Annotated in this window: 17 protein-coding genes; 13 read left to right on the top strand and 4 right to left on the bottom strand. The window is 64.7% G+C overall.

Features of this window, described 5'->3' with window-relative positions:
* Entirely contained in the window at positions 1-393 is a 393-nt protein-coding gene (locus PQB87_RS33790) for a VOC family protein (protein WP_059553860.1), read from the bottom strand.
* A complete protein-coding gene (locus tag PQB87_RS33785) occupies positions 390-1,340 on the bottom strand; it encodes a ketopantoate reductase family protein (RefSeq protein ID WP_027790148.1) in 951 nt (316 codons plus the stop codon). Before PQB87_RS33785 ends, PQB87_RS33790 begins: the two co-directional genes overlap by 4 nt.
* 132 nt (positions 1,341-1,472) lie before the next feature.
* Here PQB87_RS33785 and PQB87_RS33780 point away from each other — a divergent pair, with 132 nt between their 5' ends.
* The 12 genes from PQB87_RS33780 to PQB87_RS33725 all read left to right on the top strand — a co-directional run bounded on the left by PQB87_RS33780 (position 1,473) and on the right by PQB87_RS33725 (position 12,319).
* Positions 1,473-2,393, top strand: a complete 921-nt coding sequence (locus tag PQB87_RS33780) for a LysR family transcriptional regulator (RefSeq protein ID WP_059684751.1) — start codon at positions 1,473-1,475, stop codon at positions 2,391-2,393.
* A 227-nt stretch (positions 2,394-2,620) separates the two neighbouring features.
* Entirely contained in the window at positions 2,621-3,301 is a 681-nt protein-coding gene (locus PQB87_RS33775) for a hypothetical protein (protein ID WP_489243387.1), read from the top strand.
* 31 nt (positions 3,302-3,332) lie between these two features.
* A complete protein-coding gene (locus PQB87_RS33770; RefSeq protein ID WP_059684755.1) occupies positions 3,333-3,830 on the top strand; it encodes an Lrp/AsnC family transcriptional regulator in 498 nt (165 codons plus the stop codon).
* 151 nt (positions 3,831-3,981) lie between these two features.
* Complete coding sequence (locus PQB87_RS33765; protein ID WP_222153588.1) at positions 3,982-5,061, top strand: homoserine dehydrogenase; 1,080 nt, start codon at positions 3,982-3,984, stop codon at positions 5,059-5,061.
* On the top strand, positions 5,058-6,488 hold the full coding sequence (locus tag PQB87_RS33760; RefSeq protein WP_301861922.1) for an aldehyde dehydrogenase family protein: 1,431 nt from the start codon (positions 5,058-5,060) through the stop codon (positions 6,486-6,488). Before PQB87_RS33765 ends, PQB87_RS33760 begins: the two co-directional genes overlap by 4 nt.
* 83 nt (positions 6,489-6,571) lie before the next feature.
* Entirely contained in the window at positions 6,572-7,369 is a 798-nt protein-coding gene (locus PQB87_RS33755) for an ABC transporter ATP-binding protein (RefSeq protein WP_489243386.1), read from the top strand.
* A gap of 31 nt (positions 7,370-7,400) precedes the next feature.
* Complete coding sequence (locus PQB87_RS33750) at positions 7,401-8,180, top strand: ABC transporter substrate-binding protein (protein WP_174413320.1); 780 nt, start codon at positions 7,401-7,403, stop codon at positions 8,178-8,180.
* Between the two features lie 71 nt (positions 8,181-8,251).
* Positions 8,252-8,929 carry an ABC transporter permease gene (locus PQB87_RS33745; protein WP_059684760.1) on the top strand — a complete coding sequence of 226 codons (678 nt, stop codon included), beginning with the start codon at positions 8,252-8,254 and terminating at the stop codon, positions 8,927-8,929.
* A gap of 12 nt (positions 8,930-8,941) precedes the next feature.
* The gene (locus tag PQB87_RS33740; RefSeq protein ID WP_489243385.1) at positions 8,942-9,637 is read left to right on the top strand and encodes an ABC transporter permease; all 696 of its coding nucleotides are present in this window, start codon (positions 8,942-8,944) and stop codon (positions 9,635-9,637) included.
* Positions 9,638-9,681: 44 nt separating this feature from the next.
* On the top strand, positions 9,682-10,851 hold the full coding sequence (locus tag PQB87_RS33735) for a trans-sulfuration enzyme family protein (protein WP_059684764.1): 1,170 nt from the start codon (positions 9,682-9,684) through the stop codon (positions 10,849-10,851).
* A gap of 104 nt (positions 10,852-10,955) precedes the next feature.
* Positions 10,956-11,885 carry a homocysteine S-methyltransferase family protein gene (locus tag PQB87_RS33730; RefSeq protein ID WP_059684766.1) on the top strand — a complete coding sequence of 310 codons (930 nt, stop codon included), beginning with the start codon at positions 10,956-10,958 and terminating at the stop codon, positions 11,883-11,885.
* Positions 11,882-12,319, top strand: coding sequence for an Lrp/AsnC family transcriptional regulator (locus tag PQB87_RS33725; RefSeq protein WP_111938646.1), 438 nt, complete (start codon positions 11,882-11,884; stop codon positions 12,317-12,319). Before PQB87_RS33730 ends, PQB87_RS33725 begins: the two co-directional genes overlap by 4 nt.
* A 154-nt stretch (positions 12,320-12,473) precedes the next feature.
* On the opposite strand, the gene PQB87_RS33720 is transcribed toward PQB87_RS33725, so the two are convergent.
* Complete coding sequence (locus tag PQB87_RS33720; protein ID WP_489243384.1) at positions 12,474-13,415, bottom strand: LysR substrate-binding domain-containing protein; 942 nt, start codon at positions 13,413-13,415, stop codon at positions 12,474-12,476.
* Positions 13,416-13,497: 82 nt separating this feature from the next.
* Here PQB87_RS33720 and PQB87_RS33715 point away from each other — a divergent pair, with 82 nt between their 5' ends.
* Positions 13,498-13,896, top strand: a complete 399-nt coding sequence (locus tag PQB87_RS33715; RefSeq protein WP_174413315.1) for a nuclear transport factor 2 family protein — start codon at positions 13,498-13,500, stop codon at positions 13,894-13,896.
* Positions 13,897-14,277: 381 nt separating this feature from the next.
* Here the strand turns inward: PQB87_RS33715 and PQB87_RS33710 are convergent, their stop codons facing one another.
* Complete coding sequence (locus PQB87_RS33710; RefSeq protein WP_489243383.1) at positions 14,278-14,928, bottom strand: alpha-ketoglutarate-dependent dioxygenase AlkB; 651 nt, start codon at positions 14,926-14,928, stop codon at positions 14,278-14,280.
* Between the last annotated feature and the right edge of the window lie 25 nt (positions 14,929-14,953).

Genomic DNA, 14,953 nt, shown 5'->3' with positions numbered 1-14,953 from the left:
TCATGCCTCCGCGCGCGGGTTGATTGCCAGCGCCTGTGCGACGCAGGAAGCCGGCCGGGCCTGGATCAGTTCGACGGCGAGCCCGTCGGGCAGGCGAAGCCAGTTGCGCCCCTGCGGCATCTCCGTCACGCCGAATCGTTGGGCTGCGGCCAGCGCGGCTTCCAGGTCTTCGCACATCACGCCGAGATGCGCGAGGCGGCCTTCCGGGCCTTCGTATTCCGGCGCGTGAATGAACTGCAGGCCGCCGAGCGTCCAGTACTGCCGCGGTGCGTCGAGCGTGCCGTCCACTTCGCGCAGGGTCATGCCGAGCACGTCCTCGAAGAAACGGATGTGCCAGCGGATGTCCTTCACCCAGATCGCAACGTGTTCGAGATAGGCTTTCTTGGCATTCATGCGGCCGCCTCCTGCCGTTGGCGGTCGGCCATCGCGCGTTCCAGCCCCTTGATGCAGGCGACGAGCGTTGCATTCACCGGGGTCGGCACGCCGTAGCGCTGGCCCCAGCGCACGACCGAACCGTTGATGAAGTCGATCTCGGTGATCGAGCCCTTCTCGAGGCTTTGCAGCATCGACGTCTTGAAGGTCGCGGGCAGCCCCTCGGCGGCCAACGTCCATGCCTGTTCGGGATCGGTCATCGACAGCTTCACGCCCGCAGCCTGCGCCGCCGCGATCGCCTCGGCCACGGCCGCGAGCGACGTCGCCTTCAGCAGCGGCTCGTCGTAAAGCTGCCCGTAGGTGAGGCCGGTCAGGCCCGTCAGCGCACCCGTCGCGACGTTCACCAGCAGCTTGTCCCACATCGTGCCGACGATGTTGTCGCTGATCGTCGTGGCGAGGCCGGCGGCATTGAACGCCGCGGCGATCGCCTCGACACGCGGTGTGATGCGGCCGTCGAGTTCGCCGATGTAGGTGTATTTGCCGATCACGCCGGATTCGATATGACCCGCGCCGCGCAGCACGCCGCCGACGTAGGTCTTGCCCGCGAGGACGCGCTCGCGGCCGACGACGTCGATCAGGATGTCCTCGTGTCCGAGGCCGTTCTGCAGCGACAGCACGGCGGTATCCGGCCCCACCAGCGATTGGGCGCCGCGGATGGCCGCATCGGTGTGGAACGACTTGACCAGCACCACCACCAGGTCGGCCACGCCGACATCGGCAGCCCGGGTCGTCGCGTGGACGCGCACGTGGCGGGTGCCGCCGGCATCGTCGACGCGCAGGCCGTCACGGCTCATCGCATCGACGTGTGCGGGCGAGCGGTCGATCAGCCAGGTCTCATGGCCGCCTTGGGTGAGGGTGGCGCCGATCGCGCAGCCCAGTGCGCCGGCACCCAGAATTGCTATTTTCAATGGATTCTCCTTTGTCGATCAGAGTTGGCGCTTTGGCGCCTTACTCTGGTCCCATGCAAAGCTGACGTATGGCATCACGATAGGCGTCGCCGCTCATGCCGCCAATGCAATGGATACAATGGCGTCATTGCGATGGACAATAACGCCACGATGCCCGCCGACCTGCCCGACCTGAAGCTGCTTCAGCTTTTCGATCTCCTGTACGACGTGCGCAGCGTCACGCGCGTAGCCGAGCAACTGGGCCAGAGCCAGCCGACGGTCAGCATCTGGCTCGGGCACTTGCGGGAACACCTGCACGATCCGCTTTTCATCCGGACGCCCGGCGGCATGGCGCCGACACCGCAAGCCGACGCGCTGATCGGCCCATGCCGGGAAATTCTCGAATCCCTGCGGCGCTTCACCGCGTGGGAGATCGCGTTCGATCCGGCGACGGCCCAGCGACGGTTTCGCATCTGCATGACCGACGCGAGCCACATCACGCTGCTTCCGCGGCTGCTGGCCCATGTCCGGGCGCAGGCGCCCGGTGTCCGGCTGGAAGCCGCACGGATCGACGGCAATACGGAGCGCGCGCTCGAATCCGGCGAAGCAGACCTCGCAATCGGCTATGTGCCGTGGCTCGGCGGCGGCATTTATCAGCAGAAGCTGTACGACCAGGACTGGGTATGCCTGGCCAACCGGCATCACCCGAGGATTCGCGGTCGCCTCGGGGCGAAGCAGTATCGTTCCGAAGGACATGTCGCCATTACGGCGGGAACGGGCGCGCAACTCCTCGAGCAGGCGCTGCGGCAGGCGCGCATCGAGCGCGACGTCGTGCTGGAGCTGCCGGGTTTTCTGGGCCTGGGGGCGATCGTCCAGACGACCGACCTGATTACGACGCTACCCCGTCATATCGGCCAGACACTGGCTCAGGCGAGCGATCTGGCGGTTCATGCGTGCCCGATCCCGGTCGACGGGTTTGCGGTACGGCAGCATTGGCATGCGCGATATCACCATGAGGCGGGCAATCGATGGCTGCGTGGTGTCGTGATTCGTCTGTTCGGTGCATCGGATTGACCTGCGGGTTCGGCGTTCGCGATGGATGCCGGACTGGCCGGCGGTTGGTTGGATGCGAAACGTCCTGAAAGCAGAGTTTTTCGACGTTTTGCGTCGATGTTTGCCGCGGTTGAGATTTTTTCAGTCGCATCGAGGCGATATGATTTCTCCAGCCCCAACATCGTCGGCCAATCCATGACGCGCGCCAGCATTGCTGCGACGCGGCCCCGCAAGCACGAGAGAGTTGTATGCCGGACACGCCAATCGTCATCGTTGAACACGCCCGCAGGCGAACCGCTCAAGTCCGGTCCGGCGACGTCCCTGCCGCCTTGCAGGGTGGTCCCAAATGGGTGTGCCGTATCGTCGCGGATCACGCACGGAGATCCTGCGAAGGGCGCCGATCCGCTGTAAGCGCGGCTGAAATGCTCGGCCGACTGAAGCCTGCGAACGTCGCGTTGACGGACCCTGTCCCGAGCGCCGGCGGCTGGCTGGCGCGCGCTTCGACCGACGAGGCGGGCCGGTGTCGAGCCTATGCGCATCTCGGTGCGAACCGGATCCTCGAGATGGTCGGCATGCCGGGCGTCGGTCCGTGGCTCGACGAGCACGACACCTGGTGGCCCGGCGCGTACGAGCTGCCGTTGCTCGAACAGTTGTCCGCGAACGAGTCGCCTCTGCGCAACCTGCTTGGCGCGACTGCGCCCGCCCATCTGTTGATGAGCCTGACCGAAGTCGACGGCACCGCACTCGTGACCGAATCGGACGATGGCATCGAGCGCCCGTTCCGTATTCCCGCAGGTGTGGACACGATCCATTTCGAACCCGTATGCATCCGCGGGCCAGTCGCGCAGTGGCGCGAAACGCTGGTTACCGCGTTCGACCGTGTCCGGCATCTGGTCGGGCTCAGATCGGCCCGCCCTTTTTATCTTTGACGCAAGTACCCGTTCTCCGGCAGGCCACGCCATGACCGACGCACTCGACTCCTTCGACCGCAAGATCCTGAATATCGTCCAGCGCGATTGCACCGCGACGGCGGACGCCATTGCCGAACGGATCGGTCTGTCCACCTCGGCCGTGCAGAAGCGGCTGAAGCGCATGCGTACCGAAAAGATCATTTCAGCGGAAATCGCGGTGGTCGATCGCGCGGCGGTCGGCAGGCCGATGACGTTCATTGCGGCAATCGAGATCGAACGCGAAAACTACGAGACGGTCGCCAGGTTCCGCGAGTGGTCGAAGGCGCATGACGAAATCCAGCAGATCTACTACGTGACCGGCTCCGTCGACCTGATCGCGATCATCACCGCACGCGACGTCGAGGCGTACGACCGGCTGTCCGCGCGGATCATGCAGAGCAACCCGATGATCCGCCGGATCAACACGAATGTCGTGCTGAGTGCGGTCAAGGTCGGGCTGTTCGTGCCGGTCGACAAGGACGGCGACGACGAACCGCCGGCTGCCTGACGTACCTGTTTCGCGCGGGAACGGGCGATCCGCCGGTCCCGCATGACAAACCGCAATGGATGACGACCTGAATCGGGCGAAATGCCTAATTTGAAAATCAATTCGCATAACTAACCTGTGTCGTGTCGTCAATGAACAGGAGATGATCGAGATGGAACTCAAACTGGCACTGGTCGGTTTCGGCGGAGTCAATCAGGGACTGGTCGAACTGCTCAAAAAGAAGCGTGCGATGCTGGGGGCGGCGGGACTCGACGTATCGGTGACGATGGTCGCCGACCTGCGGCTCGGGATCGCGACGAATCCTCGCGGTATCGCGCTGGACGTCCTCGACGAAACCGCGCGGCGGGGCGTCGATGCGGAAGCGCTGCGCCGCGATCCCGGCACGCTGGTGTCGCCGGACGTCGGCCTCGGTGCGGTGCTGAAGGCCATCGCGTCGGACCACGTGGATGTCGTCATCGAGGCGACTTTCACGGATCCGAACACCGGCGAGCCCGCGCTGTCGCATTGCCGTACCGCGCTCGAATGCGGCAAGCACGTGATCACGACCAACAAGGGGCCGATCGCGCTCGCGCAGCCGGCACTGGCGCGGATTGCCGCGCAATCGGGTGCCTGTGTGATGTACGAGGGCACGGTGATGAGCGGCACACCGGTGCTGCGGCAGCTCGCGACCTCGCTGCGCGGCTGCGACATCAACGGTTTCGCCGGCATCCTGAACGGCACGTCGAATTACGTCCTCGGTGAGGTCGAGGCCGGCGCGAGCTTCGATGCGGCGATCCGGGATGCGCAGCAGCGCGGCTATGCGGAGGCGAATCCGGCGGCCGACGTCAACGGTTCGGACGTACAGCTGAAAGTCGTCATTCTGGCGAACGCGCTGTGGAATGCCGGCCTCAAGCGTGGCGACGTGACGTGCCGCGGCATCGTGGAATTGACCGAGCACGACGTGCGCGCGGCGGCGGCGGAGCGCATGTCGTGGCGGTTGATCGGATCTGCCGTCCGTCATCCGGACGGCACCGTGACCGCGAGCGTCGAACCGCGCAAGCTCCCGGCCGGCCATCCGCTGCTTGCCGCGAGCGGCGTGACGAATGCAATCACGTTCGACACCGACGTGCTCGGCGGCGTGACGATCAGCGGGCCGGGCGCCGGCCGTGAGGAAACGGCGTTCGCGATTCTCTCCGACCTGATCGAACTCGCGGACAGGATCGGCGCAGCCTCGCACGAGGTGGCGGCATGAGCGCGCGCGATGCGGTGATGACCGACTGCACGGGAGCCGGCGTGGCCGATGTTCGGTCGCCCTATGACGGCTCGATCGTCGGCCAGGTTCGCCTGTCGCCTGCGGATGCGGCGCCGGTCCTCGTCGAGCGCGCGCTCGACGGCGCGCGCTCGGCCGCAACCCTGCCACGCAGCCGGCGGGCCGACATCCTGTTCCGCGCGGCCGCGAGCGTGGAAGCACAAGAGGAGACATTTGCACGCACGATCGCACTCGAAGCGGGCAAGCCGCTGCGGCAGGCCCGCAAGGAAGTCGCGCGCTGCGTGAACACGCTGCGCCTGTCGGGCGAGGAAGCGAAGCGACTGGTCGGCGAGACGATCCCGTTCGACGGGTATCCCGGCTCCGAGGATCGCAGCGGCTACTACACGCTGGAGCCGCTGGGCGTGATTCTCGCGATCACGCCCTTCAACGACCCGCTGAACCTCGTTGCACACAAGCTCGGGCCGGCGCTCGCGACCGGCAATGCGGTCATCCTGAAGCCCTCGTTGCTCGCGCCGCTGTCCGCGCAGGCGCTCGTCGAGGTTCTGTGGGAAGCCGGGGCGTCGCGCGACGCGCTGCAGATCGTGCACGGCGGCGCGGATATCGCGTCGGCTCTGGTGCGCGACCGGCGGATCCGGATGGTGACCTTTACCGGCGGCCCGCAGACCGGCGAAGCCATCACGCGCGATGCGGGACTCAAGAAGGTCGCGATGGACCTGGGCGGAAATGCGCCGGTGATCGTCATGGCCGACTGCGACCTGAAGGATGCCGCCGAATCCTGCGTGTCGGGTGCGTTCTGGGCGGCGGGACAGAACTGCATCGGCACACAGCGGATCTTCGTCGCCGAGGCGGCATACGAGCCGTTCGTCCGGTATTTCGTCGAGCTGACCGGCAGGATGGTCGTCGGCGATCCACTGGACGATGCGACCGACATGGGGCCGATGATCGGCGAGGAACAGGCGATCCGCGTCGAACGCTGGGTCGACGAAGCGGTCTCGTGCGGTGCGACGGTGCTGAGCGGTCATCGCCGACGCGGGGCGCTGTATGAACCGACGGTGCTCGCGGATGTGCCGCACGACGCGCGTGTATGGGCCGACGAGGTGTTCGCGCCGGTCGTGACGATCGAGAAATTCACCGACCTGCAGCAGGCGCTCGATGCGGCCAACGCGTCGGAGAGCTGCCTGCATGCAGGTGTGTTCACCAGCCGGCTGGAGGTGGCGCTCGGCGCGGCCGAGCGACTGCAGGCGGGCGGCGTGATGATCAACGATTCGTCCGATTACCGCTTCGACGGCATGCCGTTCGGCGGATTCAAGCATGGGTCGCTGGGCCGCGAAGGCGTTCGGTTTGCGATGACGGAAATGACGCAGCCCAAGGTGGTGTGCTTCAGACGCAACCGGCGGCTGTCGAGCTGATGCGCAAGCGCCGGCGCCTGGTGGGCCGGCGCGGCGCGAACCGGAGCGGTGTGGTGAGCAACGTATCGAAGAAGGAGTCGAGGATGCCAGCAGCAATTCCTGCATGCAAACCGGCGGCGGACGCGCTGGTGGTCGAGGATATTCACAAGTCGTTCGGCGGTGTCGAGGTGCTGAAGGGCATCTCGCTGACCGCGAGGAATCACGAGGTCGTATCGATCCTCGGCAGCAGCGGGTCAGGCAAGAGTACGTTCCTCAGATGCATCAACCTGCTGGAAATGCCCGACCGCGGCCGGATCTGCGTGAACGGCGAAACGCTCGCGCTGAAACCGGCGGGCCGCGACGGCGCGCTCGTCGCGGCCGATGCGCGGCAGGTGATGCGCGTGCGCCGCAAGCTCGCGATGGTGTTCCAGCAGTTCAATCTCTGGGCGCACATGACCGTGCTGCAGAACGTGATGTTCGTGCCGGCGCGCGTGCTCGGCGTGCCGAAGCGCGACGCACGCGACAAGGCGATCGCGATGCTCGAACGGGTCGGGCTCGCCGGCAAGTGCGAACACTATCCGAACCAGCTGTCGGGCGGCCAGCAGCAGCGCGTCGCGATTGCACGTGCACTCGCGACCGACCCCGACGTGATGCTGTTCGACGAGCCGACGTCCGCGCTCGATCCCGAGCTCGTCGGCGAAGTATTGAAAGTGATGCGCTCGCTGGCCGACGAGGGGCGCACGATGCTCGTCGTCACGCACGAGATGGGGTTTGCACGCGAAGTCGCGAACCGCGTCGTGTTCGTCCACCAGGGAAGAATCGAGGAAGACGGCAGTCCCGATGAGGTGTTCGCGAGCCAGAAATCGCCGCGTTTCCAGAAGTTTCTGTCCAGCATCATCTGATGCGGATTCATTGTCAACGGGAGAGGAAACCATGAAGAAGCTGCTTCAGTCGCTGTGCGTGGGCGCGGCATTGCTCGGATCGGTCGCGCATGCCGAGCAGGTCGTGCGGATCGGTACGCTCGCCGATTACGCGCCGTTCGAATACAAGGATGCATCCGGCAAGCTGCAAGGCATGGAGATCGACATCGGCAAGAAGATGTGCGACACGATGAAGGTCAAGTGCCAGTGGGTGACGATGGATTTCGACGCGCTGATTCCGGCGCTCAAGGCGAAACAGATCGATGCGGTGCTCGCGCAGATGTCGAAGACGCCGGAGCGCGAGCAGTCGGTGGACTTCACGCGCATTTTCACGACGGCACCTGTGCAACTCGTCGCGAAGCAGGGCTCGGGGATCACGGACAACGCCGCCACGTTGCGCGGCAAGACGATCGGCGTTCAGACGGCCTCGACGCACGAATCCTATCTGCGCCGCCGCCTGCCGGCGGGCAAGTCGGGGATCAACGTGAAGGTCTACCAGACGCTCGACGAGGCGTGGCTCGATCTCGAGGCCGGGCGCGTCGATGCGGTGTTCGCCGACAACACGGTCGCGTACGACTGGCTGACGAAGGCCGGCAGGAAGGAAGGCTTCGACTTCGTCGGCAAGCCGATTGCCGATGCGGAGATCTTCGGCGACGGTACGGCGATCGCGGTACGCAAGGGCGACGCGCCGCTGAAGGCGCTATTCGACAAGGGCATCGCGCAGGTGCAGGCCGATGGCACGTTCGCCGCAGCCAACAAGCGCTATTTCCCGTTCAGCATCGCGCCGCAATAACCGCGTATCGGGACCGCGCGGTCGCCGGACGGCGGCCTGCGCGAATCGGGCTCACAAGGAGCGATATAACGATGGACATCTTGGTGAACTACGGCGCGCAGATCGCGGCGGGCGCGCTCGTCACGCTGGAGCTCGCGGTCGCCGCGCTGTGCGTCGGCATGCTGCTCGGCATCGCCGGCGCATCGGCAAAGCTGTCGAGCCTGGGGTGGCTCAGACATGCGACCTATGCGCTGACCAATTTCCTGCGCGGCATTCCCGAGTTCCTGATCCTGCTGATCTGCTACTTCGGGCTGTCGCATCTGCTCAACGCGCAATTCGATGGCGCCATCGTCATCAGCCCGTTTTCCGCCGGCGTGATCGCGCTCGCCGTGGTGTTCGGCGCCTACTCGTCGGAGATGTTCCGAGGCGCGTTCATCGCGGTGCCGGCCGGACAGATCGAGGCCGCGCGCGCGTACGGGATGACACGCCTGCAGACACTGTGGCACGTGCGCCTGCCACAGGCGTGGCGCATCTGCCTGCCGAGCCTGAACAACATGTGGCAGAACCTGCTGAAGGACACGTCTCTGGTGTCGATCGTCGGGCTCGAGGACATGCTGCGCAAGGCCAACATCGCCGCGCAGTTCACCAAGCAGCCATTCGTCTTCTACGTGACGGTCGGCATCGTCTATTTCGGCTTTCTCGCCGCATCCAACCCCGTGTTCGCGTGGCTCGAGCGCATCGCGGGCCGCGGTTACGCAAAACGCACCTGACGGGGCCACGTGATGAACGACTTTCTTTCCCTCATCGTGCAGTCCGGCCCGGACATCGCGCGCGGCATATGGATCACGCTCGAGCTGCTGGTGCTGTCCTGCACGCTTGCGTTCGCGCTCGCGGTGCCGCTGGCGGTCGCGCGCACGTCGGCGTGCCGGTGGCTGTCGACACCGAGCCGTCTGTTCATGTCGGTGTTTCGCGGCACGCCGCTGCTGGTGCAGATTTTCGTGCTGTATTACGGGCTCGCGCAGTTCTCGATCGTGCGTGCGTCGCCTCTGTGGCTGCTGGTCGGCGGATCGTTCTCGTGTGCGTTGTGCGCGCTGACGCTCAATCTCGCGGCGTACATGGCGGAAGACATCCGGGGCGGGATCGCCGGCGTCCCGGCGGGCGAGAAGGAAGCCGCGCTGGCGTTCGGGATGAGCCGCTTCATGCTCACCTGGTTCGTGATCGTGCCGCGCGCGATCGGCATCGTCGCGCCGACGCTCGGCAACGAGATCGTGCTGCAACTGAAGTCGACCGCGCTTGCCAGCACGATCACCGTGCTCGACCTGACCGGTGTCGCACGCCGCATCTCGATCGAAACCTATACGACCGACGCGCTGATGCTGGCCGGCATCGTGTACGTCGGCATCACGGCCGTGCTTTCGACCGTGCTCAAACGCATCGAAAGTTTGCTGAATCGCCATCTGGGCAGCGCGCGTGCTTGACCGGCGCCGTATGAACGCGACACAACGAACGATCCGAGGACGACATGGGATACAAGCTTGAAACGCTGGCGCTGGCTGCGGACCGCGACGTGACCGACGAGAAGTCGGTCGCGCCGGCGATCCACTATTCGGCGGTGTTCAAGGCAGCCGGCAGCGAGGAATTCGCGGAGATGTCGAGCGTGCCGCAGCATCCGCGCAACTACACCCGCTACGGCAATCCGGTTCACGAGCGCGTGAAGGCGGTCATGGCGGAGCTCGAGGGCACCGAGACCGCGCTCGTCACCGCATCCGGAATGGGCGCGATCGCGACCGCGATCCTCAGTGTCGTGAAGGCCGGCGATCACGTCGTCGGCCAGACGCGTCATTACATGAGCACCACGAAAATGCTCGACGACATGCTGCGCCGGTTCGGCGTCGAGGTGACGTTCGTCGACCAGACCGACGTGGGCGCATTCGATCGTGCGATTCGGCCGAACACGCGGCTGATCGTGCTCGAGTCGCCGGTCAATCCGCTGCTGCTCGTGACCGACATCGCCGCGGTGACTGAAATCGCAAGGGCGCGCGGCATCCTGACGCTCGCGGACAACACGTTCGCGTCGCCGGTCAACCAGCAGCCGCACCGGCTCGGTGTCGACATCGTCGTGCACAGCGCGACCAAGTATCTGGGCGGCCATCACGACCTGACCGGCGGCGTGATCTGTACGAGCCGCGTGCTCGCCGAGCAGATCTGGCATACGCACATCACGCTCGGCTCGGTGCTGTCCCCGATGGATGCGTGGCTGCTGCTGCGCGGGCTGCGCACGCTGCCGATGCGCGTCGAGCGGATCAACGCGAACGCCCAGGCGCTCGCCGAATTCCTCGAAGCGCACGCGAAGATCGAACGCGTGTTTTATCCGGGCCTGCGCAGCCATCCGCAGCACGCACTCGCATGCCGGCAGATGCGCGGCTTCGGCGGTGTGGTGGCGTTCGGCGTGCGGGGAGGCTACGGCGAAGCGCAGCGCTTTGTCGAGGCGCTGCGCTTGCCCCTGAACGCAGGCAATCTCGGCGGCGTCGATTCGCTCGCGATCCATACGGCATCCATGTGGGCGGGCACGATGTCGGCGGAGCAAATGCGCGCTGCCGACATTCCGCTCAATTTCATCCGCTATTCGGTCGGCATCGAGCACATCGACGACCTGAAAAGCGATATCGCGCAAGCATTGGAGCAGATCTGACACGGACCAGCGCGCACGCTCGATCGACGTCTCGTGTGCGTCGCGCCGACCTTTGAATCGATTCGGGCACGAGATGCGCGGATTGCAACGACGGAGCACGGACTATGCATGACATCACAGTACTCGACGGCGGCATGGGGCGCGAACTGGCGCGGATGGGGGCGCCGTTCAGGCAGCCGGAGTGGTCGGCACTCGCGCTGATGGAAGCGCCGCATTACGTCGGCCTTGCGCACGACGCATTCGTCGCGGCGGGTGCCGACGTGATCACCGCAAACAGCTATGCGGTCGTGCCGTTCCATATCGGCGACGAGCGGTTCCGTCGCGACGGAGTCGCGCTCGCGGCCCTTGCCGGGCAACTCGCTCGGCAAGCGGCGGACCGCGCAGGGCGGCCCGTGCGCGTCGCAGGATCGCTTCCGCCGACTGGCGGTTCCTACCGCCCCGACCTGTTCGATGCAGCGCGCGCCGATGCCATCTTGGCGACGCTCGTCGATGGGCTCGATCCCTACGTCGACCTGTGGCTGGCCGAGACGCAGAGCCTGACCGACGAGATCGGCGCGGTCCGGCGAGCGCTGGGTGAGAATCCGAAGCCGCTCTGGGTCTCGTTCACGCTGCGCGACGACGTCGAAGCAGGCGCCACGCCGGTATTGCGATCGGGGCAGACGCTCGACGAAGCGATCGACGCCGCCGTATCCGCGCGCGCGACCGCGCTGCTGTTCAATTGCAGCCAGCCGGAGGCGATGGGTGCGGCGATCGAGACGGTGCAGCGCGGGCTCGCGCGAACGGGAACGTCGCTCGTGATCGGCGCCTATGCGAACGCGTTTCCGCCTCAGCGCGCCGATGCGCGTGCGAACGAGGAACTCCACGGTTTGCGCGGCGACATCGATCCGCCCGGCTATGCAAGATGGGCGGAGCAGTGGCTCGCGCTGGGCGCGCAGATCGTCGGCGGATGCTGCGGAATCGGCCCCGGCCACATCGCGGCATTGCGCGACGCGGTCGATGCACGCGGTGCCCGGCATACCGGGTTCGGCGAATGAAGATCGACGGCCTGGACCAGAAGATAATCGACGCGTTGTGTGCCGATGCGCGGATTCCGCTCGCGGTGCTGGCCGACAGGATCGGTCTGTCCAGGCAGGCGGTCCGGAACCGGATCGACCGGCTCGAAGCGCTGAACGTCATTGCAGGCTATACGGTGCGGCTCGCATTGCCCGACGAGGTCGTGCCGGTGCGCGCCGTGATGCTGGTTTACCGCAAGGACCGGATGCGCGGTGCGGACGTGCTTGCCGCACTCGAGCGGATCGCCGAGGTGCGCGATTGCGCGGTGCTCAGCGGCGAGGTCGATTTGCTCGTACAGATAGAGGCCGCCACACACGAGCGCATCAGCGACATCTGGGCGACGATCAGTGCGATGGACGGTGTGCAGAACATGACGACCAGCTTCGTGCTCGATTCGGTTGTCCACAAGCGTTGACCAAACCGGCGCGACGGGAAAAGAGCAGGTGGGGTTGGATGGTGCGGTTCCTGCTGTAGCTTGCCGATCACGACCCAATCCAATCATTCGCCTCTACTTCGGCTGCAACATCCGACTGTCGGCCCTGCCCGGGTATCGGACTCTCGCCTGTCAGTCAGTCTTCTCGCGCAAGCCGCAGCAAGATGTCAGCGAGGGCTCGAATTTTCGGTTGTGCCGCACGTTGGGACGGATATACGAGGAAGTAGGAAAGGCCGTCCTGAACCACGTCCTCAAACGGCGTCACCAGCGATCCGGCACGGAGCCGGTCTCGTGCCATTCGTGGGTCGCCGATGGCAATTCCGTGTCCTTCCGTCGATGCCGCGAGCGTCAATTCGAGGGTATCGAATACAAGTCCACGTTCCGCATTGATCTGGAGCGCCCCAACATGATCGAGCCAGCATCTCCACTCCGCGTGGCTGGGCCCGGGATGGAGCAAATCGACATGCGCAAGGTCGGCAACGGATCGCAGTGATGTCGCCAATGCGGGCGCGCACATCGGCGTGAGCGTCTCGGAAAACAGCGGTAGCGCTTCCATACCGGTCCACTGTCCCGTGCCGCGCACAATGACGGCATCGACGTCGGACGTAGTGAAATCGGGCGTATCGTCCGCGGATGTCGAAATACGAAGCTCCGTCCCGCTCATGGCGCGATGAATGTCCGGCAGCCGCGGGAGCAACCAGCGAATGGCGAACGTGGACGGCAACTTCAAGGTGAGAACCGAGGTCGTCCGTGCATGGATGTCTGCGTGCTGAACCAATTGCGTGAGCACGTTGACTGCGACCGTCAGCAGTCCATTCCCTTCCGCCGTCAACGTCAGCCCCGATACATGGCGCACAAAGAGCGCGCATCGATAATGCGTTTCCAGCTGCTGTATCTGGCGGCTCACCGCGCCTTGCGTACGGCATAGATGAGCCGCAGCCTTGCTGACGCTGCCAAGCTGCGCCGCGGCGACGAATGACTGAATCGCTGCCAACGGTGGGAGGGGCCGCGTCAGGTCGGCCAGCGGATATGCGTGCGCTGCATACCCGGATTGCACATTTTTCGATTGTTCGGTCATCGGTGCGTCGCTATCGTGCGTCTACCGGATGCCCTGTTCTTGCGAATGAACGGGGTTGTCAACGAATGATCGGAGGATAATTTTGGACTCAACGTCGGGATCACTATATACGGAACAGGTTCGCGCGTACCTTCGGGAACTGGAGCGAGGCGATGTCGGTGCCATCTGCGCGCTATTTACGCCGGACGCGCAGATTTTCTCGCCATTTCTCGGCTGGATGCACCCGGAGCCCTTTTTTTCGAAGGTCGCTGCCGCGTCGGGAGAAAGCAAGATTACACCGATCGATATCTGCGTCAGCGCGAGTGGGGCTCGACGTGCGACAGGTTACTTCATCTACGACTGGGGCCTGAAAGACGGATCGGCGGCGCGCTTCGAGTGCGTCGACGTGTTCGAGTTCGACACCGCGGGGCTCATCGAACGGATGATCATCGTCTACGACACCCATCCGATTCGTAGTACGGTCGGCGACAAGTACGCGTAGCGGAATCGATGTTGCTCAATACCGAAGGCTGGTGTTTGCGGAGGGCTGCTCCGCATGACGTCAAACTTCCGTGTACGCGGTCTCTCAGGCCGCCACATACGGTCTGCGAATACTGGAATCAAAGCGATCGCGAATCACTACAAGCGGCCGATACCGCTGATCTCAGCGTTGGTTATTCAATACCCGTTGCGCCGTTTTTTGTCGCCGGACATAGGCCGACTACAGCATGAGGGTCGCCACAATTTGGGAGACTCGCAACGGGTGTGCTTTGCCTTAACCGATGGTGCCTGTCTTGAGCGATGTGATGTAGCGGTACGTTCTCTGCATGTCCCTTCGATACGAGCTGTTCACAGCGTCGCCAGATCTCGGCAGCTTCGTGTGCTAATCCCTCACGCCCTGCGCCGAGCTCATGAAGTTGACGCTGATCCGCGTGCCCTCGATTTCCGGTTCCTTGGGCACGCAGTGCACCCAGTCTTGCTGCGCGCGCCCTCCCATCACCACCAAGTCTCCGGAAGACGGTTTGAAGGTCATGGAGCGGCCGCCCTTGATCGGCTTGATCAGGAACCGGCGTATCGTGCCGAGCGTCAGGACGGGGACGATGCAGTCGAGCATCCGGCACGACCCGTGGTCGCGATGCCAGCCTGTACTGTCTTGCCCGTTGCGATAGAGGTTCATCCACAGGCCGTCGTATTCCACGCCGTAGTGACGCGACAGCGCGCGGACGGCCTGCAGCAGGCGCGCGTCGGGCACGTCGGCGACATGCTTGTACACCGCCGTCATGCGCGGCTCGCGAAACACCTGGTTGAACATGCGCCGATCGTGCTCGAGCCACGGAACGCTGTTGCGCAACTGCTCATAGAGCAGCGAAGCCCCCGAAATCCATCCGGGCACGATGTCGACCCAGGAATGAGCGTCGAGATCGAAACGCCTTGCCGATCGAAAGGACTCGTCTATCGAGAATTCGGCGTCGCCGCTTCCGAACAAATCGCTCTGAGCAGGTACCGTGCTCGGGATCCGTGTGATTGAATTCATCGTGCAGGTTGGTCGCTTCCGGTGG

Source organism: Burkholderia sp. KL41, assembly GCF_057005415.2.
This window is presented reverse-complemented; position numbering and strand designations above follow the sequence as displayed.